At 64.0% G+C, this 21549-nt stretch carries 15 protein-coding genes; 3 read left to right on the top strand and 12 right to left on the bottom strand.

Annotated elements, in window-relative coordinates; translation table 11 throughout:
- Window positions 1–131: 131 nt before the first annotated feature.
- From acs to OU800_RS16290, 3 genes are all read right to left on the bottom strand, one after another.
- Complete coding sequence (gene acs, locus OU800_RS16280) at window positions 132–2093, bottom strand: acetate--CoA ligase (protein WP_268178364.1); 1962 nt, start codon at window positions 2091–2093, stop codon at window positions 132–134.
- A 278-nt stretch (window positions 2094–2371) separates the two neighbouring features.
- Window positions 2372–3376, bottom strand: coding sequence for a TRAP transporter substrate-binding protein (locus OU800_RS16285; RefSeq protein ID WP_268178365.1), 1005 nt, complete (start codon window positions 3374–3376; stop codon window positions 2372–2374).
- 118 nt (window positions 3377–3494) lie between these two features.
- Window positions 3495–4415, bottom strand: a complete 921-nt coding sequence (locus tag OU800_RS16290; protein ID WP_268178366.1) for a LysR substrate-binding domain-containing protein — start codon at window positions 4413–4415, stop codon at window positions 3495–3497.
- A 168-nt stretch (window positions 4416–4583) separates the two neighbouring features.
- Between OU800_RS16290 and OU800_RS16295 the strand changes: the two genes are divergently transcribed.
- Window positions 4584–5786 carry a CaiB/BaiF CoA transferase family protein gene (locus tag OU800_RS16295; RefSeq protein WP_268178367.1) on the top strand — a complete coding sequence of 401 codons (1203 nt, stop codon included), beginning with the start codon at window positions 4584–4586 and terminating at the stop codon, window positions 5784–5786.
- Window positions 5787–5940: 154 nt separating this feature from the next.
- The gene (locus OU800_RS16300) at window positions 5941–6876 is read left to right on the top strand and encodes a hydroxymethylglutaryl-CoA lyase (RefSeq protein WP_268178368.1); all 936 of its coding nucleotides are present in this window, start codon (window positions 5941–5943) and stop codon (window positions 6874–6876) included.
- 16 nt (window positions 6877–6892) lie between these two features.
- Here the strand turns inward: OU800_RS16300 and OU800_RS16305 are convergent, their stop codons facing one another.
- From OU800_RS16305 to OU800_RS16320, 4 genes are read right to left on the bottom strand one after another with little or no spacing between them, the layout of a single operon-like run.
- Window positions 6893–8419 (bottom strand): DHA2 family efflux MFS transporter permease subunit, encoded by a 1527-nt coding sequence (locus OU800_RS16305; RefSeq protein ID WP_268178369.1) that lies wholly within the window; start codon window positions 8417–8419, stop codon window positions 6893–6895.
- Window position 8420: 1 nt separating this feature from the next.
- A complete protein-coding gene (locus OU800_RS16310) occupies window positions 8421–9614 on the bottom strand; it encodes an efflux RND transporter periplasmic adaptor subunit (RefSeq protein WP_268178370.1) in 1194 nt (397 codons plus the stop codon).
- Between the two features lie 9 nt (window positions 9615–9623).
- Window positions 9624–11060 carry an efflux transporter outer membrane subunit gene (locus tag OU800_RS16315; RefSeq protein WP_268178371.1) on the bottom strand — a complete coding sequence of 479 codons (1437 nt, stop codon included), beginning with the start codon at window positions 11058–11060 and terminating at the stop codon, window positions 9624–9626.
- Between the two features lie 8 nt (window positions 11061–11068).
- Window positions 11069–11536, bottom strand: a complete 468-nt coding sequence (locus tag OU800_RS16320; RefSeq protein ID WP_268178372.1) for a MarR family winged helix-turn-helix transcriptional regulator — start codon at window positions 11534–11536, stop codon at window positions 11069–11071.
- 518 nt (window positions 11537–12054) lie between these two features.
- Between OU800_RS16320 and OU800_RS16325 the strand changes: the two genes are divergently transcribed.
- Window positions 12055–12609, top strand: coding sequence for a nucleoside deaminase (locus OU800_RS16325; protein WP_268178373.1), 555 nt, complete (start codon window positions 12055–12057; stop codon window positions 12607–12609).
- 29 nt (window positions 12610–12638) lie between these two features.
- Here OU800_RS16325 and OU800_RS16330 read toward each other — a convergent pair whose 3' ends face one another.
- The 5 genes from OU800_RS16330 to OU800_RS16350 form a co-directional block, all read right to left on the bottom strand.
- Entirely contained in the window at window positions 12639–14192 is a 1554-nt protein-coding gene (locus OU800_RS16330; RefSeq protein WP_268178374.1) for a sigma-54-dependent transcriptional regulator, read from the bottom strand.
- 207 nt (window positions 14193–14399) lie between these two features.
- Window positions 14400–17477 carry an efflux RND transporter permease subunit gene (locus tag OU800_RS16335; RefSeq protein ID WP_268178375.1) on the bottom strand — a complete coding sequence of 1026 codons (3078 nt, stop codon included), beginning with the start codon at window positions 17475–17477 and terminating at the stop codon, window positions 14400–14402.
- Window positions 17474–18550 (bottom strand): efflux RND transporter periplasmic adaptor subunit, encoded by a 1077-nt coding sequence (locus tag OU800_RS16340; protein WP_268178376.1) that lies wholly within the window; start codon window positions 18548–18550, stop codon window positions 17474–17476. Before OU800_RS16340 ends, OU800_RS16335 begins: the two co-directional genes overlap by 4 nt.
- Window positions 18547–19647 carry an efflux RND transporter periplasmic adaptor subunit gene (locus OU800_RS16345; RefSeq protein ID WP_268178377.1) on the bottom strand — a complete coding sequence of 367 codons (1101 nt, stop codon included), beginning with the start codon at window positions 19645–19647 and terminating at the stop codon, window positions 18547–18549. Before OU800_RS16345 ends, OU800_RS16340 begins: the two co-directional genes overlap by 4 nt.
- A 46-nt stretch (window positions 19648–19693) precedes the next feature.
- A complete protein-coding gene (locus OU800_RS16350) occupies window positions 19694–20599 on the bottom strand; it encodes an alpha/beta fold hydrolase (RefSeq protein WP_330221392.1) in 906 nt (301 codons plus the stop codon).
- Window positions 20600–21549: the final 950 nt, after the last annotated feature.

A 21549-nucleotide genomic window follows, 5' to 3' on the forward strand; every position in this document is an offset into this window, starting at 1 on the left:
GCAGGAAGGCAAAGCCGAGGTAATTTTTAGAGGTGCCTGGGCATGCTCGATAGCCCTGCCCCACCTGCAATGCACAAAAGAAAACCCCGCCAGGCGTTAGCCGGGCGGGGTTTTCGCCGTGCCGTCAGCGATCAGGCGCAGGCGGCCTGCATCTGCTTGTGGGTGTCGATGAGGTGCTGCACCACGCCCGGGTCGGCCAGGGTGGAGATGTCGCCGAGCGCATCGTATTCGGCGGTGGCGATCTTGCGCAGGATACGGCGCATGATCTTGCCCGAGCGGGTCTTGGGCAGGCCAGGCGCCCACTGGATCACGTCCGGCGTGGCGATCGGGCCGATCTCCTTGCGTACCCAGTTCTTCAGTTCCTGACGCAGTTGCTCGGAAGCCTCCTCGCCGGCATTCAGGGTGACGTAGACGTAGATGCCCTGCCCCTTGATGTCGTGCGGCACACCGACCACTGCGGCCTCGGCCACTTTCGGGTGGGCGACCATGGCGCTCTCGATCTCGGCAGTGCCCATGCGGTGGCCGGAAACGTTGAGCACGTCGTCGACGCGACCGGTGATCCACCAGTAGCCGTCTTCGTCGCGGCGCGCGCCGTCACCGGTGAAGTACATGCCCTTGAAGGTCTTGAAGTAGGTATCGACGAAGCGGTCGTGGTCGCCGTACAGGGTACGCGCCTGACCCGGCCAGGAATCGATGATCACCAGGTTGCCTTCGGCCGGCCCCTCGATGATGTTGCCCAGATTGTCCACCAGCGCCGGTTGCACGCCGAAGAACGGCCGTGCAGCAGAGCCCGGCTTCATGGCATGAGCACCCGGCAGCGGGGTCATCAGGCAGGCACCGGTTTCGGTCTGCCACCAGGTATCGACGATCGGGCAACGGCTCTGGCCGACGTTCTCGTAGTACCACTGCCAGGCTTCCGGGTTGATCGGCTCGCCCACCGAGCCGAGCAGGCGCAGGCTGGAACCGTCGGCGCCAGCCACGGCGGCCTTGCCTTCGGCCATCATGGCGCGAATGGCGGTCGGGGCGGTGTAAAGGATGTTGACCTTGTGCTTGTCGACGATCTTGGCGACACGGGTCACGTCCGGGTAGTTCGGCACGCCCTCGAACATCAGGGTGGTGGCGCCGTTGGCCAGCGGCCCGTAGATCAGGTAGGTGTGGCCAGTGACCCAGCCGATGTCGGCGGTGCACCAGAAGACTTCGCCCGGGCGGTAGTCGAATACCCGCTCGTGGGTCAGCGAGGCATATACCAGGTAGCCGCCGGTGGTGTGCAACACACCCTTGGGCTTGCCGGTAGAACCGGAGGTGTAGAGGATGAACAGGGCTTCCTCGGCGCCCATTTCCTTGGGTGCGCAAACGCTGCCGGCCACCTTCATCAGGTCTTCGTACCAGATGTCACGGTGCTGGTTCCACTTGATCTCGGATCCGGTGCGCTGGACCACGATGACCTTCTGCACGCTATGGGTTTCCGGGTTGGTCAACGCGTCATCGACGTTGGCCTTCAGCGCCACCTTCTTGCCGCCACGCACGCCCTCGTCGGCGGTGATCACCACTTTCGACTGGCAATCGATGATACGACCGGCCAGCGCCTCCGGGGAGAAGCCGCCGAACACCACCGAGTGGATGGCGCCGATACGGGCGCAGGCCAGCATGGCCACCGCAGCTTCGGGAATCATCGGCATGTAGATGGTCACCACGTCGCCGCGGTGAATGTCCTGACCACGCAGGGCGTTGGCGAACTTGCACACCTGCTCGTGCAATTCACGGTAGGTGATTTCCCGGTGCTCGGACGGGTTGTCACCTTCCCAGATGATGGCGATCTGATCGCCGCGCTCTTCCAGATGGCGGTCGAGGCAGTTGTAGGAGACGTTCAGGGTGCCGTCGGCGTACCACTTGATGTCGACGTGGTGATCGTCGAAGGAGGTCTGCTTGACCTTGCTGTAGGGCTTGATCCAGTCGATGCGTTTGCCCTGCTCGCGCCAGAAGCCCTCGGGGTTGACCACCGACTGCTGATACATGGCCTTGTAGGTGGCCTCGTCGGTCAGGGTTCGCGCGGCCACCTCGGGGCGTACAGGGTAAAGGGACGCAGCACTCATGGAATCACCTCGGCGAGTTAGTTGTTTTTCTATGCTGCCTTTTGTATCCCCCGCCCCTTCGTGAGGCCATTCGACCATGGTCTTACCAGGATAAGACCATGGTCGTGCAGGCCTGCCCGGCGCATGCAAAGCCAATTCGGCAGCGCCAAGGATATGTCGTAAATACAGGGCACTCTCAGGCGCAGCAGCCTGTCACGGCCGCTCGGATCGTCGTCAAGCCAACGGGCAAAACGGCGCGATATGCGCCGTTTTGAGCCGATCGCCGCCCGAACCTGGGGTCAAGGCTGGTTGGCGGCCTGCGCAGCCTCGATCACGTCGGCACCGATCTCCACCTCGAACTTCTTCCACGCCGGACGCACGGCGTCACGCCACTTGCCACGCTGCTCGGGCGTGAGGGTGATGATCTCGCTCTTGCCGGTGTCGAGAATGGCCTGGCGCGCCTCGGCGTTCAGCGCCTCGGCCTGCTTGTTCACCTCGACGGTGACTTCGTCGACGATCTGCTCCAGCTCGCTGCGGATGTCCGCCGGCAGGCCGTTCCAGAACCGGGTGTTGGTGATCAGCAGGTAGTTGCCGATGGCATGGTTGGACTCGGTCATGTACTTCTGCACCTCGAAGTACTTCTGCGAGTAGATGTTCGACCAGGGGTTGTCCTGAGCATTGACCACACCGGTCTGCAGGCCCTGGTAGATCTCGGCGAAGGCCATCTTCCGTGGCACGGCACGCAGGGCGCTGTACTGCGCGGCCTGCAGGTCGGACGGCTGCACGCGGAACTTCAGGCCACGGGCGTCGGCGGGTTCGAGCAACGGCTTGTTGGCGGTGAGCTGGCGCATGCCGTTGAGCCAGTAGGCCAGGCCGGTGATGCCCTTGCTCTCCATCGACTTGAGCAGCGCCTTGCCCTTTTCCGAGGCCTGGAAGCGCTGTGCGGCGGCCACGTCGTCGAACAGGAACATCAGGTCGAACAACTGCAATTGCTTGGTGTACTGCTCCAACTTGGAAGGTGCCGGCGCCAGCATCTGCACCTCATTCAGCAACAGCGCCTCCATTTCCTTGCCATCGCCATACAGCGAAGAGTTGGCATAGACGTCGACCTTGACCTTGCCGGCCAGGCGCTCCTCAACCAGCTTCTTGAACAGCAGCGCGCCCTGGCCCTTGGGCGTGCTGTCAGCGGTGATATGGGAAAACTTGATCAAGATCGGATCGGCTGCGTGGGCCGTCAGCGCGCCAAGCAGTGCGCAACCGGCGAGCACGCCGGCCAGGCCACGGCGGACGAATGAGAACTTCATGGAGAGCTCCTGTTGTTTTTGTCTGAGCCTCGAGGGCGATCGCCGTCGATTGGGCGGAACTCTACTGCGCCCTTTCCCCGGGCTGAAATTCACATTTGGACAAGCGAGCCTTCGGCATTCACGAAGGCAGCGCCAAGTCCCCCTCTGTTGATGAGCTATGGCGCAGGTGATCGAGCATCTGCTTCGCGGTCAGCGAAAGGTTGTCCTGGTTGCGCACCGCCACCTTGAGTTCGCGCCGGGCCCAGGGGTCGTGCAGCGGGATCACCCGCACATCCAGCGCCGGCAGGTAGGTACGCACCGCCAGATCCGGCAACACGCCGACGCCCATGCCGGTGTGGATCATCCGGCAGATGGCCTCGAAGCTGCGCACCTGGATGCGCAGGCGCAAGTTCACGCCCTGGCTGTGCGCCGCCTGCTGCAGCAGGCCGTGCAAGGAGGCGTCCTGCTGCAGGCCGATGAAATCGAAGCCCACCGCCTCGCGCAGGAACAGGCCGTCGCGTTCGGCCAGCGGATGTTCGCGCGGAGTGACCAATACCAGTTGGTCATGGCGGTAGGTGAACACCTGCAGATCCTCGGCCGGCACGTGGCCGGCGAAGATGCCGATATCGGTCAGCCCCTCGCGCACGGCGCGGATGGTTTCGCTGCTGACCCGCTCCTCCAGATCGATCTTCACCTGTGGGTGCAGGCGGCTGAAGCTGGCCAGATCCTCGGGCAGGAATTCGATCACCGCCGAGGTGTTGGCGTGGATGCGCACATGGCCTTTCACCCCTTCGCTGAACTCGCTGAGGTCAGCGTTGAGCTGTTCGAGGTTGTCCATCATGTTGCGTGCATGGTGCAGCAGCGCGTGGCCGGCCGGGGTCAGCTCGACACCCTTGGACTGACGATAGAGCAGCGCGATGCCGAGCTGGCTTTCCAGATCGCTGACGCGTTTGCTGACCGCCGCCAAAGCCAGGTGCTCGCGCTCGGCGGCGCGGGTCAGGCTGCGCTCGTCGGCGATGGCCACGAACAGCTTGAGGGTGACGAAATCGATGCGGCGCATGAGGGTCTCCATTTCGTGCCTGGCGAAGCGAAGTTGCCAGAAAGCTGATTTACAGCATGCCACTTCGCGATACGCGAAGCCTAGCTTGGCCATTGGGCAATTGTCGCCACCGCGCCGCTGCGCCATCCTGCGCACCACGAGAAACGCACAGGCATATCAGGTGCAGCCATGACTCAGAGCAACACCAGCAACATGGCCCTGCAGGGGCTCAAGGTGATCGAGATGGGCCAGCTCATCGCCGGCCCCTTCGCCAGCAAGCTGCTCGGCGAATTCGGCGCCGATGTGATCAAGATCGAGCCGCCGGGCGTCGGCGACCCGCTGCGCAAATGGCGCAAGATCAAGGACGGCACCTCGCTCTGGTGGCATGTGCAGTCGCGCAACAAGCGCTCGCTGACCCTCGACCTGAAGCAGGCCGAAGCCCAGGACATCGTGCGCAAGCTGGTAGCCGAGGCCGACGTGCTGGTGGAGAACTTCCGCCCTGGCACACTGGAAGGCTGGGGCCTGGGCTACGAGGCGCTGAAGGCGATCAACCCGCGGCTGATCATGCTGCGCATCTCCGGTTACGGGCAGACCGGCCCCTACCGCGACCTGCCCGGTTTCGGCGTGATCGGCGAAGCCATGGGCGGCCTGCGCCACCTCTCCGGCTACCCCGGCCAGGCGCCGGTGCGTGTGGGCATCAGCATCGGCGACTCGCTGTCGTCGCTGTACGGGGTGATCGGTGTGCTGCTGGCCCTGCAGGAACGTGCACGTAGCGGCGAGGGCCAGGAAATCGACGTGGCGCTGTACGAATCGGTGTTCGCCATGATGGAAAGCCTGATCCCCGAATACGATGCCTTCGGCTACATCCGCGAGCCGGCCGGCAGCGCCCTGCCCGGCATCACCCCCTCCAACTCCTACCCCTGCAAGGACGGCAGCTACGTACTGATCGCCGGCAATGGCGACAGCATCTACAAGCGCCTGATGAGCCTGATCGGCCGCGACGACCTGGGCAACGACCCACGCCTGGCGCAGAACGACGGGCGCAGCCAGCACGCCGAGCTGATCGACGGCGCCATCGCCGAATGGACCGCCCAGCGCGGCCGCGACGAGGTGATCGAAGCGCTCAAGGGCGCCCGCGTGCCGGCCGGCTACCCCTATACCGCCGCCGATATCGTGCAGGACCCGCACTACCTGGCGCGGCAGATGATCGAGCAGGTACAGACCAGCGTCGGCCCGCTCAAGGTGCCGGGCGTGCTGCCCAAGCTCAGCCGCACGCCAGGCCGTATCGGCAGCGGCGGCCCGCAACTCGGTGAGCACAACGACGACATCCTCGCCGGCCTCGGCCTGAGCGATGAGCAGGTCGCGGGGCTGCGCGAGCGCGGGGTTATTTAACGGCAGCTACCGCGTAGGGTGCGCCGTGCGCACCGGAACAGCCGCACCAGAACAACCGCAGCCCAAGCCGGTGCGCACAGCGCACCCTACGCCGCTACAAGCTTTTACTTGCAGCTTGAAGCTTGCGGCTTGCAGCTCCTCTTGAGGATTACCCATGAACAAACGCCTCTATATCCAGGACGTCGCCACCCGTGACGGCTTCCAGATCGAAGCCGCCTTCGTGCCCACCGCAGACAAGATCGCCCTCATCGACCGCCTGTCCCACACCGGCTTGGCGAAGATCGAGGTCACCTCCTTCACCTCGCCCAAGGCGATTCCCAACCTGCGCGATGCCGAAGAGGTGATGCGCGGCATCCAGCGCGTGCCAGGCGTGGAGTACACCGTGCTGGTGCCCAACGTGAAGGGCTGCGAGCGGGCATTGTCCTGCGAGGTGGACGAGATCAATCTGGTGATGTCGGCCAGCGACACCCATGGCCTGGCCAACCTGCGCATGACGCCGGAGCAGTCGCTGGCGCAGTTCGCCGAGATCATCGAGGTCACTCGGGGCAGCGGCGTATTTATCAACGCCTCGCTGTCGACCACCTTCGGCTGCCCCTTCGAGGGTGAAGTGCCCGAGGCCCGCGTGCATGAGCTGACCGAGCGATTGCTGGCAATCGGTGTGCAAGGCGTGACCCTATGCGACACCACCGGCATGGCCGACCCGGCGCAGGTCGAGCGTATCTGCCGCGCGGCCCTGCAGCGTTGGCCCGAGGCGGTGTTCACCGCGCACTTTCACAACACCCGCGGCATGGGCCTGGCCAACGCCCTGGCGGCGCTGAATGCCGGCATCGACCGTTTCGATGCTTCGCTCGGCGGGCTCGGCGGCTGCCCTTATGCACCCGGCGCCAGCGGCAATATCTGCACCGAGGATCTGGTGCACATGTTCCAGCGCATGGGCCTGGATACCGGCGTGAATCTCGACGCCCTGCTCCAAGCCGCCGCCACCCTACCCGAGCTGATCGGCCACGACGTGCCCGGCGCGATTCTCAAGGCCGGCAAGGCGGATCGTCGCTATCCCAAGCCCAAGTGGATGAGCGAAGCGCAAGGCTGAGACGCGAACGCCGTGTTCAATGCCCGCCACTCGCCTCCGCGCCCTTGGCCGAGAATGGCGGCTTGGCCAGCCAGATGATCAGGATCAGGCCGAGGAACAACCAGCCCAGCAGGGTGAAGTAGTCCACGGTGGAGAGCATGTAGGCCTGGCTTTCCACCACCCGGTCGATCTGCGCATAAGCCGATTGCGAAGCGCCACCAAGTTGCTCGAGATAGTGCTGGGTGGTCGGGTCGTAGGCCGTGATGTGCTCGGTCAGTTGCGCGTGGTGGTAGATCTCCCGACGGTGCCAGATCCAGGTCGTCAGCGACGAGGCGAAGCTACCACCCAGCACGCGCAGGAAGGTGGCCAGGCCGGAACCGTCGGCGATGTCCCTCGGCGGCAGGCTGGAGAGTAGGATGCTGGTGGTGGGCATGAAGAACAGTGCGACGCCCAGCCCCATGAACACCTGCACCTCGGCGATATGCCGGTAATCCACCTCGGTATTGAACGAGGCGCGTATGAAGCACGAGACGCCCATCACCAGGAACGAGGCACCGGACAGCAGGCGCAGATCGACCTTGTGCGCGTACTTGCCCACCAGCGGCGACAGGAACAACGGCAGGATGCCGATGGGCGCCGCCGCCAGTCCGGCCCAGACCGGCGTGTAGCCGAGCTGGGTCTGCAACCACTGCGGTAGCAGCAGGTTGATGCCGAAGAAGCCGGAATAGCCGAGCACCAGCGCCAGGGTGCCGAAGGTGAAGTTGCGATACATGAACAGGCGCAGGTTGATGATCGGGTGCCTGTCGGTCAGCTCCCAGATCACCAGGGCCACCAGCGAGACCACCGAGATGGCGGTGCCGATCTGAATGAAGCCAGACTCGAACCAGTCCAGGTCGTTGCCCTTGTCCAGCACCACCTGCAGCACGCCGACGCCGAGCACCAGCAGCATCAGCCCTACGTAGTCGATGGGTTGATGCTCGGTGACTTCCGGGCGGTTGCGCATCTGCGCCCAGACCACCAGGGTGGCGAGAATGCCGATGGGTACGTTGATGAAGAAGATCCACGGCCAGCTATAGCTGTCGGTGATCCAGCCACCGGCAATCGGCCCGATGATCGGTGCCACCACCGTGACCATCGCCAACAAGGCCAGGGCCATGCCGCGCTTGGCACTGGGAAAGATCGCCAGCAGCAGCGTTTGCGCCATGGGGTAAAGCGGCCCGGCCACCAGCCCCTGCAGCGCACGGAACACCACCAGCTCGGGCATGGAGCGGGCGATGCCGCAGAGGAACGAGCTGATCACGAACAGCACCACCGCGGCGAGGAACAGCTTCACCTCGCCGAAGCGCCGCGCCAGCCAGCCGGTCAACGGCAAGGCAATGGCGTTGCACACGGCGAAGGAAGTGATCACCCAGGTGCCCTGCTCCGCACTGACCCCCAGGTTGCCGGAGATGGTCGGCAGGGCCACGTTGGCGATGGTGGTGTCGAGCACCTGCATGAAGGTCGCCAGGGAGATGCCGATGGTGGCCAGCAGCATGCTGGCCGGGCGGAAATTGGCGTCGCTCATCTCAGTTCTGCCGTGCCGGCTCGGCGCTCGAGGCCTGTGGCCCGTTGGCGTGGATGATGCGTTCGATCAGCGCATCGGCCTCGGCCAGCGGCTCGTCATAGACCGCCGTGCTGAAGCGCGCCTGCTTGGGCATCTGCGTCGATAGCTGAGGGCCGCTCTGGTCGTGCAGGTCGACGGTCACCGTGGTGGACAGGCCGATGCGTAGCGGATGCTTGTCCAGGGCCTCTTCGTCTAGCTGGATGCGCACCGGCAGACGTTGCACGATCTTGATCCAGTTGCCGCTGGCGTTCTGCGCCGGCAGCAAGGAGAAGGCACTACCGGTGCCCACGCCCAGGCTCTCGACATGGCCCTGGTAGACCACGTCGTCGCCGTACAGGTCAGCCTCGACGGTCACCGGCTGGCCGATGCGCATCTCGCGCAACTGGGTTTCCTTGAAGTTGGCATCGACCCAGATGTCATGCAGCGGCACCACGGCCATCAACGCCGCGCCCGGCTGAATGCGGCTGCCCACCTGTACCGAACGCTGTGCCACGTAACCGCTGACCGGCGCCAGCAGCGTGGTGCGGGCATTGTTGAGGAAGGCCTGGCGCAACTGCGCAGCGGCGCTCTTCACCTCCGGGTGGGAGGCGATCACTGTGTCGTCGACCAACGCCTGGTTGCTGTCCAGTTGCTGCTGGGCGGCGACCAGTGCGCTCTGGGCACTGTTCAGCGTATCGCGGGCGTGGGCCAGCTCCTCGCGGGAGATCGCCCCCTTGCTGGCCAGAGCCACCCGGCGTTGGTAATCGGCCTGGGCGCGTTGCACGTCGATCCTGCGCGAGGCCACCTGCGCCTTGTAGCTGTCGACGTTGCTGTACAGCCCGCGTACCTGGCGCACGGTGCGCGCCAGGTTGGCCTCGGCGCTCTGCAGCGCCACCTGGGTATCGGCCGGGTCCAGCCAGACCAGTGGCTGGCCGGCCTCGACGTAGTCGCCATCGTCCACGGCGATACGGGTGACGGTGCCGGTGATGCGTGGGGTGATCTGCACCAGGTTGCCGCCGACATAGGCGTCGTCGGTTTCCTCGTAGAAGCGGCCATAGAGCTCGTGGTAGGCGAAGACCGCCGCGCTGCATAGCACGACGATGGCACCGAGGCCCAGCAACAGGCGTTTGCGCTTGCCCGAGTTATCGGTGGCAGAAGTGGCTTGAGAGTCGGTCATGGCGAGTACTCAGCGTGCGGAAGTGGATGACACAGTGGCGCCCTCGAAGCCGCCACCGAGGGCCTGCATCAGCAGCACCGAAGCGTCGATGCGCTCGGCCTGCAGGCTGGCCAGTTGACGTTCGCTCTGCAGCAGTTGCTGCTCGACGCTCAGGGCATCGAGGTAGTTGCCGATGCCATCGGCATAACGCTGCATGGCGATGTCGTAGGAACTGCGGGCGATGTCGCGGGCCCGTTGTTGCTGCTCGATCTGCCGTTCCAGGGAATGGATGCGCTGGATAACGTCACCGATGTCCCCCAGCGCAGTGACCAGTGTCTGGTTGTACTGCGCCACAGCCAGGTCGTAGTCGGCATTGCGCCCGGCCAGCGCTGCGCGGCGCGCACCACCGTCGAAGATCGGCAGGCTCAGCGCTGGCGCGATACTGAAGAAGCGGCTGGCACCGCCGAACATGGCATCGCCGAGCAGCGATTTGCTGCCAGCGGCAACACTCAGGTTGAGATTGGGATAGAAGTCGGCCTTGCTGGCCTCGATGTCATGGCTGGCCGCCTCGACGCGCCAGCGTGCCGCCACCAGATCAGGGCGACGGCCGATCAGCTCCGCCGGCACGTTGGCCGGCAGGCTCACCGCGCTGGGTGCGATCAGTTGCGGGCGCGGCAGCGTGGCGCCGCGATCCGGGCCCTGGCCGAGCATCACCGCCAGGCGAATGCGCGCACTCTCGACCCGCTGGGAGGCAGCGGTCAGGTTGGCTTCGGCGGCGGCCTCCAGGCTCTGGGTCTGCTGCAACTGGTATTCGCTGTCGAGGCCAGCCTCGACACGGCTGCGGCCCAGTTCGAGCATGTCACGGCTGCGCTGGAGATCCTGCTCGGCCAGATCCTGAGTGGCATAAGCCAGGCCCAGATCGTTGTATGCGCGGGTCACCTCGGCAGCCAAGGTCAGGCGCGCGCCCTGGCGATCCACCTCGCCGGCATGGGCGCGGCCGAGGGCCGCTTCCCAGGCGGCGCGGTCGCCACCCCACAGATCGAAGTGGTAGCCACCCTCCAGCGACAGGCTGCGCAGGGTGCCATAGCGCCTGCCCTGCCCAGTGGGATCGTCGACCCGTGCCGAGCGAGAACGGGTCACACCCGCCTCGATGCCCAGGGTCGGTTGGCGCTGGGCATCGGCCGCCAGCACCGTGGCATTGGCCTGACGGGCGCGGGCGTCGACGACCTGCAGATCCGGATTGCTGCGCAGGGCCTCGTCGATCAGTGCGTTGAGCTGTGGATCGCCGAGGCGGTTCCACCAGTCACTGGCCGGCCATGCCGCCGGCGACAGCTCGCCGCTGAAGGTAGGCCCCTGCAGGCTTCCGGCATCCAGGGTCTGGCCTTGAGTAAGCAGTCCTTGCGGCGAAGCGCAGGCAGCCAGCAGCAGCGCGCTGAAAATCACGGATAAGGGAGTACGCAACGGCATGGTGTTCTTCATTCTCCTGGCAACTGCGGCAAGGCGTCGGCAGCCATCAGCATCTTCTTCATCAGGCGTTGGAATTCGTCGAGTTCGCTGCGCGTCAGGCAGCCGGTCAGCTCATTGATGGCGTCCGCCGCGATCTGCGGCCCCAGCACGCCCAGCGCCTCGCCGGCTTCGGTGAGGCGCAGGTGCACCTGGCGGCGGTCGGCCTGGCTGCGCTCACGGGTCAGCAGGCCCTTGTGCTCCAGGCGATCGAGCATGCGGGTCATGGCCCCGCTGTCGAGGTTGAGCAGGCGCACCAGATCGGCTGGTGAACTGGCGCGCTGCTGGCTGATCAGCAGCACCACCTTGAATTGCGCCGCGGTGATCTGATGATCCACCACGTGGCGCTCCAGAATCCGATCCTTGAGCTGGTTGATCAGGGCGATCAGGTGGCCGGGTGAATGCTGCAGCGAGAAACGTTCACGGTCGAAATGTGGCATCAGTGTTTACCTGCCCAGGCAGTTAGTGCCATGCACAATACTGCCTAGGCAGATATCTGCCCAATCACACTTGGTAATGTTCGACATCGATATCAGACATATTTGGAAATATTCAGGGACAGAAGACTGACCCTTGGGCGCCACACGAGTTCAGCGCATCTGCTGCGAGGCCAGGCGGACGCCTGGCTCGGATGATGAGAGGAGCCCTTCGCGTTCTCTATGGGCGTTTGCCAGAGGTGAAACGGGCACGATCAATGAAAGGCTCGAACCGTATTGCCAGACCGATGCCAGGACTGCCCCTGCGAACAGGCAAAAAAAGGGCGACCAATTCGGTCGCCCGCCCATTCAAGGCATTCCAGGGGAGGAATGCAGAAACGCTTGCACCCAGATCACGCAGGATGATCAGGACAACCTCAGTGTCGCCACCCGAGCACGCCCTGCCTATTGCACCAAGGTCGTAGAACGCCGGCCAAACGGCAGGCCATACTCCCGCGACACCCTGCCCCCAGGAGACGCGCATGAACCCCGAGCATCTCGCCCTGTTACAGCAGGCGCCCACCAGCACCCATGCCGATGACACCTGGGCCAGGCTGTGCTGCGAACAGGCCCTGCTGGCCATCGAAGAAGGCTGTTATGCGGTCGGCGCCCTGCTGGTGGATGAGGCAGGTGAGCTGCTGTGCAGCGCCCATAACCAGGTATTCGCCGCAACCTACGCCAGCGCCGCCCACGCCGAAATGCAGGTACTCGACCAGCTCGAAGCCGAGCATGCGCAGGTCGACCGCCGATGCCTGACCCTCTATGTCAGCCTCGAGCCCTGCCTGATGTGCTACGGCCGCATCCTGCTGGCCGGCATCACCCGTGTACGCTACCTGGCACGCGACCGCGACGGCGGCTTTGCCTTGCGTCACGGCCGCTTGCCGCCAGCCTGGGCCAATCTCGCCTCCGGCCTGTCGGTGGTGCAGGCCCAGGCCGATCCCTACTGGATCGACCTGGCCGGGCGGATGATCGACCGCCTGCAGGATCGCCGAGCCATGCGCGAGCGCGTGGTCGCGGCCTGGCACGGCGGTCGTTGAAGCGGATACCCCATGGGATGTAACCGCCCCTACTCCTTGCCCAGCCCGTGCTGACGCAGCTTGTTGGCGATGGTGGTATGTGAGACCCCGAGCCGCTTGCCCAGTTGCCGGCTGCTCGGGTGCTCCTGATACAGACGCTCCAGCACCGCCTTCTCGAAACGCCCGAGGATATCGTCCAGGCTCCCCTCCACTGAAAACTCGCCCAGGGGCTGTGGCGCGCCGTAGTCCGGCAGGCGGATATGCTCAGCCTTCACCGTACCGCCGTCGCACAGCGATACCGCCTGGAACAGCACGTTCTCCAGTTGCCGCACATTGCCCGGCCAGTGGTAATGAGCCATACGCTCCAAGGCCTGTGGCGCCAGCTTGGGCAGCGCGCAGCCGATCTGTCGGCTGGCCGAATCGAGAAAATGCGCCACCAGCGGTTCCAGGCCGTCCAGGCATTCGCGCAACGGCGGAATGTGCAAGCTGAGCACATTGAGGCGGTGGTACAGATCCTGGCGAAATTCGCCACGGGCACAGAGTTCGGACAGGTCGACCTGAGTGGCGCAGATTACCCGCACGTCCAGATACACTTCTTCGTCGCTGCCCACGCGACGGAAGCAGCCATCCTGCAGGAAGCGCAGCAGCTTGGCCTGCAGCCTGGGGCTCATCTCGCCGACACCGTCGAGGAACAGGGTGCCGCCGGCCGTCAGCTCCAGCAGGCCGAGCTTGCCTTCCGGGCGCGCGCCCTCGAAGGCGCCGGGGCCGTAGCCAAACAGCTCGGTTTCGGCCATGGACTCCGGCAGGCCGGCGCAGTTGAGCGCCATGAACGGCGACTGCCCACGTGGGCTGGCCAGGTGGCAGGCACGGGCCAGCAATTCCTTGCCGGTACCTGTCTCCCCTTCGATCAACAGCGGCGCATCCAGCGGTGCCATGCGCCGCGCTTCGCGCACCACTGCGGCCATCACCTTGGAGCTCTGGAAGATCGAGTCGAAGCCACGCAATTCCTGCTTGCGCACGTGGTAGATGCGCTCGCCGACACGATCGGCGCGGTGCAAGGTCAGCACTGCGCCCGCCAGCGCCTCGCTGTCATCGTGTTCGTTCTGCAGCGGGGCGATATCGGCCAGAAACACGTCGCCCTTGATCGTCACGCGCAAGCCATTGATCCGCGCCTTGTTCGCACGCACCAGTTCCGGCAGGTCGAAATCCTCGATGTAGCGCGACAGCGCCATGCCCGGCACCTCGTCCACGCGCACGCCCAGAAGCTGGGCGGCGCTACGGTTGGCAGCGACTATGGCACCGCCCATGTCGATGGACAGCACAGGGAAATCCAGGGCGCCGAGCAGTGCATTGAGCTCCAGATGGCGGCGCTCGCTGGGCATCAGCCCCACGCGCCTGACGCCGAACACGCCAGCGATGGCCTCTATCCTGGGCCGCAGCGACTGGAACTGCAGGTTGATCAGGTTCGGGCAATGCAGGTAGATGGCATTGCCCTGCTCGCCGCCCACTTCCCCACGGGCCACGTTGATGCCGTAATCGGCCAGCAGGTTGAGCATGTCGCGCAGGATGCCGACACGGTTTTGGCAATGCACCTTAATGCGCATGGCAGCCCTCCTGAGCAGCTCTAAAAACCACCTCGGCTTCCTGATCCCTGCAGTCGTCGCTTAGGTTTTTAGAGGCGCCCTCCTGTCGATATGCCGCTGGCAAGGCACGGCAAGTCACTCGCAAATCAACAACTCTCAATGGTCTTTTGTCCTTGTGTGAGAGAGTGCCACGCCCGCAGGCGCAAACCCATGACCATCATCGCGCGCTCATGCATCAGCGGGCACCTGATCGACCGCGCGGCTCTGCCCCTCGTCATGCGCATGGCAGACCAGATAAAGGGCAGGCAGGAAGATCAGGGTCAACACCGTGGCCACGGCGATGCCGCCGATCATGGCGTAGGCCATCGGCCCCCAGAACGCCTCGCGGGCAATGGGAATCATCGCCAGGCCGGACGCTGCCGCCGTCAACAGAATCGGCCGACAACGATGCTCGGTGGCACGCACCACGGCCGCCTGCAAGGCGAGCCCCTGCCGACGGAACAGCTCCACCTGGCTGACCAGGATCACCGAGTTGCGCACGATGATACCGATCAACGCCAGTACCCCGAGGATGGCCACGAAGCCCAGCGGCGAGCCGGTCATCAGCAAGGCGCCCACCACACCGATCAGCCCCAGGGGCGCCACGCTCAGCACCAGCAACACCTGTTTCACACTCTGCAATTGAATCATCAACAAGGTCACCATCAGAAACAGCATCCACGGCACCACCCGCAGGATAGGCTGTTGCGAACGCGCACTGGCCTCGACCGCGCCGCCCACCGCCACCCTGTAGCCTGCCGGCAACTGCGCGGCGAAGTCATCGACCGCCGAGCCCAGCCCTTCTACCAGCGCATCGGGCTGCAGGTCGCCGATGATGTTCGCTTTCAGGGTGATGGTCGGCAGGCGGTCGCGCCGCCATACCAGAGGCTGCTCCTGCGCGTAACCGATACTAGCGAATGCCAGCAGCGGAATCGATTCACCCGTACGAGCAGAGGGTATCTGCAAGCTACCGATCAGCTCCGGGGACTGCCGTTCATCGGCCTGCGCCCGCGCCACCACATCGACCAGATGAATGCCGTCGCGGATCTGCGTGATGCTCGTACCGGACACCACGCTGTGCAGGATTTGCGCGGTGTCCTGCGTGGACAGGCCGAACTGCCTGGCCTTGTCCTGCTCGATGTCGATGCGCAGCACCTTGGCTGGCTCATTCCAGTCGTACACCACCTGGCCGATGTGCGGATGGGCATCGATGATCGCCGCCAGCCTCATGGCCTGAGCCCGCACCTGCTGGATATCCGCGCCGCTGATGCGGTACTGGATCGGCCAGCCCACCGGCGGCCCCATGTTCAGCGGCTGCACGTTGAAGCCGATGCCGACGAAGTCCTGGCGCAGGCGCTGGCGCAACCGCGCGAGCAGGCGGTCACGTGCCGCGCCGCCCTGGCTGACGACCACCACCTGACCATAGAAGGGGTTGCTCAATTGCTGATCCAGCGGCAGGTAGAAACGCACCGCCCCCTTGCCGACATAGGAGCTCCAGCGCAGCACGTCCGGGTCATCGCGCAGGGTCTGCTCGAAGCGATCCATCAGCGCCTGTGTGGCCTCGAGCGAAGCCTGCTGCGGCAGGTGGAAGTCCACCAGGATCTCCGGGCGATCCGAGTCGGGAAAGAACTGTCGCTGCAACAACGGCGTCGCCGCCAGGGAGAGGGCGAAGGCCAGCAGGGTCAGCCCCACCGTCCAATTACGATGACGCAACGCCAATGCCAACCAGCCAGAGAACAGCCGCTCCCAGCCACGCTGGCCATGCACCTCGGCCTGTGCCGGCCGGCGCAACAGGTATACCCCCAGCAAGGGTGCGAAAACCACTGCCACCAGCCAGGACAGCAGCAGTGCCACGGCGATCACCGCGAACATGGTGAACACGTACTCCCCGGCCGAGCTGGAGTTGAGACCGATGGGCACGAAACCGGCGACCGTGACCAGGGTGCCGGTGAGCATGGGAAAGGCCGTCGAGGTGTAGGCATGGGTCGCTGCCTTGGGCAGGGAGTCGCCCAGCTCGATGCGCTTGATCATCATCTCCACGGTGATCATGGCATCGTCCACCAGCAGTCCCAGAGCGATGATCAAGGCCCCCAGGGAGATGCGCTGCAGGGTGATGCCACTGTAGGCCATGAACAGAAAGACCATCGCCAGCACCAGCGGAATGGAACAGGCCACTACCAGGCCGGCGCGCAGACCGAGGCTGATGAAGCTGACCAGCAGCACGATCAGCACCGCCTCGAACAGGGCCTTGGTGAAGGTGCCGATGGCCTTGTCCACCACCTGCGCCTGGCTGGAGACCTGATGCACATCCAGGCCCAGCGGCAGGTCGGCGGCGAGCTGGTCGATACGCTGCTGCAGGGCCGCGCCAAAATCCTGGATGTTGCCCCCGGCCTGCATGGCCACGGCCAGGCCGATGGCCGCCTCGCCGTTATAGCGAAACAGCGAAGTCGGTGGCTGCGCATAGCCGCGCTCGATGTGCGCCAGATCGCTCAGACGCAGCAGGCGATCACCGAAACGCAGGCTGACGGCCTCGAGATCCGCCTCGCTGGCGAAAGCGCCGCTGGCCTGCACGGCGATGCGCTCCTGCGCGCCGTCGATGAGGCCCGCCGGAGTGACCGCATTCTGCGCCTGCAGGCTCTGGATCACCTGACGCAGATCGATGCCCAGCGCCGCCAGGCGGCGAATGGAAAAGTCCAGATAGATGACCTCGGGCTGGCTGCCAAGCAGTTCCACCTTGCCCAATCCAGGCACCCCCTTGAGGCCCAGGCGCAGGCGCTCGGCGTAGTCGCGCAACTGGCGCGGGGAGAAGCCCTCGCCGGTCAAGGCATAGATGTTGCCGAAGACATCGCCGAACTCGTCGTTGAACGCTGGCCCCTGCACGCCGCCGGGCAATTCGCCACGAACGTCCTGCATCTTCTTGCGCACCGCGTACCAGGCATCGGGGATCGCCCGTGCCGGTGTCTCGCTCTTGAGAAAGACGAACAGCGTGGCCTCGCCGGCCAGGGTGTAGCTGCGCACGTAATCCAGCGCGTCGATCTCCTCGAGCTTCTTCTCCAGGCGATCGGTGACCTGCTGCAGGGTTTCATCCAGAGTCGCACCGGGCCAGCGCGCCTGGATCACCATGGTCTTGATGGCAAACGCAGGATCTTCCTCGCGGCCCAGTTGCAGATAGGCAAAGGTTCCCATCAGCAAGGTGACCAGCATGGCGTACCAGACCAGCGTCCGGTGGCGTAGCGCCCAACCGGACAGATTGAAGCTTTCCTTCATGAACCGCTGCGCTCCTCGAGCCTGACCTGCTGTCCTTCGCGAAGCCGCGTGACACCGGCCCTGACCACACGATCGCCCGGCTGCAGGGAGCCACGCACACGCACGTTCGTGCCGGTCTCACCCAGCACTTCCACCGCAACGGCATGCACCTGCGAACTCTGCCCCTCGATGCGCCAGACGAAGTGCTGCTCGGCCTCCATCCACAGCGCCGAAGCTGGCAGCTCCGGCGCAAGTGCGGTATGCGGCGCAACGAGCTGCACACTGACCAGCGACCCCAGGTGAACCTCAGCCGGCAGCCGCTCCAGCGCCAGCCGAACCCGTTGCACACGGGTGCCAGCATCCAGCACCGGATCGATCTGCCGCACCTGCGCCCAACTGCCCTCGTCCGCGCCGTTCAGCGAGGTCACACGAATACGCGGTGGTGTTGCCACGAGCGCGCTCAACCACTGCGCGGGCAAATCGACCCAGACCTCCAGGCTGTCCAGCCGCGCCAGGCCGAGCACCGGCGTACCACTGGCCAGTACCTGGCCAACCTCGGCATGCCAGGCCGTGACCACGCCATCGATATCCGCCAGTAGCTGCGTCTGCTGCACATGCTCTTCGGCACGACGCAAGGCGATGCGCGCCTGGCGCAAGGTCGCGGCGCGCACCTGCAGCTCACTGTGCAACTGTTCGAGGCGGGCCAGGCTGCCAACGCCCTGCCGATACAGGCCCTGGTAACGCGCCAGCTCGTCCCGGGCATTGCGCCACGCCACCTCGGCACGCTGGTGCTCGCCCTGGCGACTGCGCACCTCGCTGTGCTGATCGGTGTTTTCCAGGCTCGCCAGCAATTGCCCACGGCGCACTCGCTGGCCGACCTCCACCTGCCGGCTGAGCAGGCGACCGCTCTGGCGAAAGGCTGCTGCCAGTTGCTCACGCGGCTGCACGGTACCCGTGAAACGCGCCTCGGACTGGTGCTGCTGATCGGTGATTTCGGCGAACGCCACCGGGCGTTCAACCGACAGCGCCGCCGTCTGTTCGCGGCAGCCCAGCAGCAGCCCCAGCAACGTCAGCCAGCACGGCGCCCACCTCATGGCTGCACCTCGTCGGCGCTGGCTGCAAGCACGCCGGCCACCTCGACTCGCTGCCCCGGATAAAGCAACTGCCCGCCCTGGGCCACGACCAGATCGCCGTCCTGCACACCGGCGGCCACCAGCACCCGACCGCTTTCGTAACGGGCGACCTCGACCGGCGCCAGGCTGACACGCTGCTGCGCATCGATACGCCAGACCGCTGGCTGGCCCTGATCGCGACTCAGGGCCGCCCAGGGCAACACGGCCACCGGCCCCAAGGGTTCGTTCAGGCGCGCCACCACCACGGTTCCCAAGGGCCAGCGCGCGGCCTCGTCCGACAGACTGACACGGATGCGCAAGGTGCCCGAACGGGCGGAAACCCGTGGGGCGATTTCGCGCACCTGCCCGATGATTTCGCGTGCCGGTTCGTTCAAGCTGTACAGATGAATGGGAGCACCGACCTGCAGGCCTGCCGGCAGCTTCTCGTACCAGTCGAAAACCGCTTCGGGCGCCGCGTCATGGGCCAGTGACAGCACCACCTGCCCGGCCTGCACCACCTCGCCGGCAGCCACCGGACGCGCGACCACCACGCCATCGGCCAGCGCCAGCAGGTCAGCGTCGGCCAAGGCATCCCTGGCCACCTGGCGCCGCGCCGTGGCCGTCCGCAATTCGGCCTCGGCGCCTTGCAGGGCAGCCTGCGCACGCTCGTACTCGTTGCGATTGGTGTAGCCCTTGGGCAGCAGGCGTGCCTGGCGCGCATGATCGGCGCGGGCGAGCTCGACCCGTGCCTGCAAGGCCTGAACGTCGGCCTCGCTGAGTTCCAGGGTCGCACGCAACTCGACCGGATCGAGCCGCCCAAGCACCTGCCCGGCCACCACCCTGTCGCCGACATCGACCGCGAGCTGCACCACCTTCCCCGTGCTGGGAAACGCGAGATCGCTGACGAAGCGCGCCTGCACATCGCCGCTCATCAGACTGTGCGCCCGCCCCGGCACCTGCACGACCCGCTGCGCCAACACCCGCACGCTCGGCTTCTCGGGCACCGACTCGGCAGAACAACCCAGCGTCAGCGCTCCTATCAACCCCAGCACGACAAAGCGACGCCAATCCAAGCGCATTGCAGCTTCCAATCCCAGACCCATTGCCTGCCGATCCCTCCAGCGATCACACCAGCGAAGGTGACAGCTCCCTATGCACAGGCGCCCTGACTTCGGCCTCCAGGAAGGCCAGCACCGTCTTGCGAGACGTCAACCAGGCCGACTTGCTCTCCAGGTCGAGGAAATGCCCGGCCCCCGGCACCACCGCGAAATGACTGTTGGCCACGTACTGGGCGAACTGCCGTGCGTCCTCAGCGGTCGTGTACTCATCCCGCTCACCGTTGACGAACAATACCGGGATTTTTATCTGGGCAAAGCGCTCCACGTAATTCTTGGCACTCAGTTCACGAACCTGAGCGATATGGAATTCGATCTGCTGGTATTCGTGCTCGGCCAGACTGATCAGATGCTTGAAGTTATAAAGCTTGAACAGCCTGGGCAAATACTTGCCCACCGTGTCGTTGAGCAGACTGCCGATCTTGCGCTTGTCACGCGCAGCCAGATAAGCCTGGCCATTGTCGAGATAATCACGCATCGGCTCGTTGATCACCGGAGAAAAGGAACTGATGATCGCCCGCTCGACACTCGGTGGTGACTCAGCCAGCGCCAACATCGCCGACACTCCGCCCCAGGATACCGACAACAGATAATTGATCTGAAAGCGCTCGATCAGATCGAGAATGATCCGAACTTCGTCTTCCTTGCTCACCACACTGGCCAACTTGTTGTGCTCGCGCGACTTTCCAGCGAAAGGAAGATCGAACAGTACCAAGTTGAAGTGTGGTTGCAGGTATTTGACCGTTTGCCCGAATGACCCGGTGGTGGATAGCGCGCCATTGATCAGCAACAGGGTCTTGGCATGCTCACCACGCCAGTACACCTCCGTGTACACATTGAAACCTGCCGCAGTCAGTATCTTAGTTTCCATGCCCCAGCCTCCATAAATACGAAATTTAAAGACATTCATTCTCATCGATGAGCTCGAGCAAAACGTCAAGAAAACGTCATAAACAGGAATGAAAGCTTCGTGAAAGGTTTGGAATTCCGCTCCCCCCAGCAGAATTCCAAATTTTTATAGCGCAGCTAGATTGTGACCGACAAGTCAATGACGCCATTTTCAAGACGCTCGCCCAGAGCAGAAGCTGACCCTGGAGACAGCTTCATCACTCAGGCAAGGCAGACCAAAAGACGGCATCGTCAGCCATGATCGGATGCACGGAGGAGAAGGCGCCTTTTTTCCTCGGCAGACTTTCTCGCACCACTGAAATATTTTGTTACACAAACAAATAACAATAACAACGTGCCTTTTCGGCACTGTACAAGTTACTTTCCACCCAACGGAGCGCGTAAAGTTTTCATGACGTAAAAATAAACTTACAGAACACCTGAATTTGTTCATTAAATTGCCACGCGCATTGTCAGGATATCTGTACAGCCTGATCGCCTCCCCCAAGCCAGTGACCTCAGGACACTCTATTTACCACGCCTACGCAGCCTGACTGCTACTTGCTCAACAAGACGCAATAATGCAGACAGTAAAAGAGCAACAGTATTGGCTACGATTCTTTCACGAGTCGACGTAGCGAATAAGTCATCAACTTCCAATGAATATCTAGTCACTGCTCCCTCAACAAAACTTGAACTTAGTAAAAAGCCATTAGCCATGTCAGGAATGACGCACCCGTTTCTCCTTAATAACGCCGAACACCAATAACTATTGGCACAACAAGAACGAAGGAGACTGCACCTTGCCCTTGTCTCGCATGGGCAAAACGCCAGGGCGCAGAACCATGGGGCGAACGCCTCACCAACAGCCTTCATCAAAAAACATCGGCAACAAGCCGACGATAGAAAAGCCCCAGACGCGCAATCGGCAGTAAAGAAAACTGTACGAACCAAGGAGCTGGAACCGAGAAAAAGCAA

The sequence above is a fragment of the Pseudomonas sp. GOM7 genome, assembly GCF_026723825.1.
In the GTDB taxonomy this organism is placed as follows: Bacteria; Pseudomonadota; Gammaproteobacteria; order Pseudomonadales; family Pseudomonadaceae; genus Aquipseudomonas.

What these genes read in the sequence shown, in the direction of transcription:
- acs (WP_268178364.1), bottom strand. Translation starts at nt 2,093, where the DNA reads ATGAGTGCTGCGTCCCTTTACCCTGTACGCCCCGAGGTGGCCGCGCGA.
- OU800_RS16285 (WP_268178365.1), bottom strand. Translation starts at nt 3,376, where the DNA reads ATGAAGTTCTCATTCGTCCGCCGTGGCCTGGCCGGCGTGCTCGCCGGT.
- OU800_RS16290 (WP_268178366.1), bottom strand. Translation starts at nt 4,415, where the DNA reads ATGCGCCGCATCGATTTCGTCACCCTCAAGCTGTTCGTGGCCATCGCC.
- OU800_RS16295 (WP_268178367.1), top strand. Translation starts at nt 4,584, where the DNA reads ATGACTCAGAGCAACACCAGCAACATGGCCCTGCAGGGGCTCAAGGTG.
- OU800_RS16300 (WP_268178368.1), top strand. Translation starts at nt 5,941, where the DNA reads ATGAACAAACGCCTCTATATCCAGGACGTCGCCACCCGTGACGGCTTC.
- OU800_RS16305 (WP_268178369.1), bottom strand. Translation starts at nt 8,419, where the DNA reads ATGAGCGACGCCAATTTCCGCCCGGCCAGCATGCTGCTGGCCACCATC.
- OU800_RS16310 (WP_268178370.1), bottom strand. Translation starts at nt 9,614, where the DNA reads ATGACCGACTCTCAAGCCACTTCTGCCACCGATAACTCGGGCAAGCGC.
- OU800_RS16315 (WP_268178371.1), bottom strand. Translation starts at nt 11,060, where the DNA reads ATGCCGTTGCGTACTCCCTTATCCGTGATTTTCAGCGCGCTGCTGCTG.
- OU800_RS16320 (WP_268178372.1), bottom strand. Translation starts at nt 11,536, where the DNA reads ATGCCACATTTCGACCGTGAACGTTTCTCGCTGCAGCATTCACCCGGC.
- OU800_RS16325 (WP_268178373.1), top strand. Translation starts at nt 12,055, where the DNA reads ATGAACCCCGAGCATCTCGCCCTGTTACAGCAGGCGCCCACCAGCACC.
- OU800_RS16330 (WP_268178374.1), bottom strand. Translation starts at nt 14,192, where the DNA reads ATGCGCATTAAGGTGCATTGCCAAAACCGTGTCGGCATCCTGCGCGAC.
- OU800_RS16335 (WP_268178375.1), bottom strand. Translation starts at nt 17,477, where the DNA reads ATGAAGGAAAGCTTCAATCTGTCCGGTTGGGCGCTACGCCACCGGACG.
- OU800_RS16340 (WP_268178376.1), bottom strand. Translation starts at nt 18,550, where the DNA reads ATGAGGTGGGCGCCGTGCTGGCTGACGTTGCTGGGGCTGCTGCTGGGC.
- OU800_RS16345 (WP_268178377.1), bottom strand. Translation starts at nt 19,647, where the DNA reads ATGCGCTTGGATTGGCGTCGCTTTGTCGTGCTGGGGTTGATAGGAGCG.
- OU800_RS16350 (WP_330221392.1), bottom strand. Translation starts at nt 20,599, where the DNA reads ATGAGAATGAATGTCTTTAAATTTCGTATTTATGGAGGCTGGGGCATG.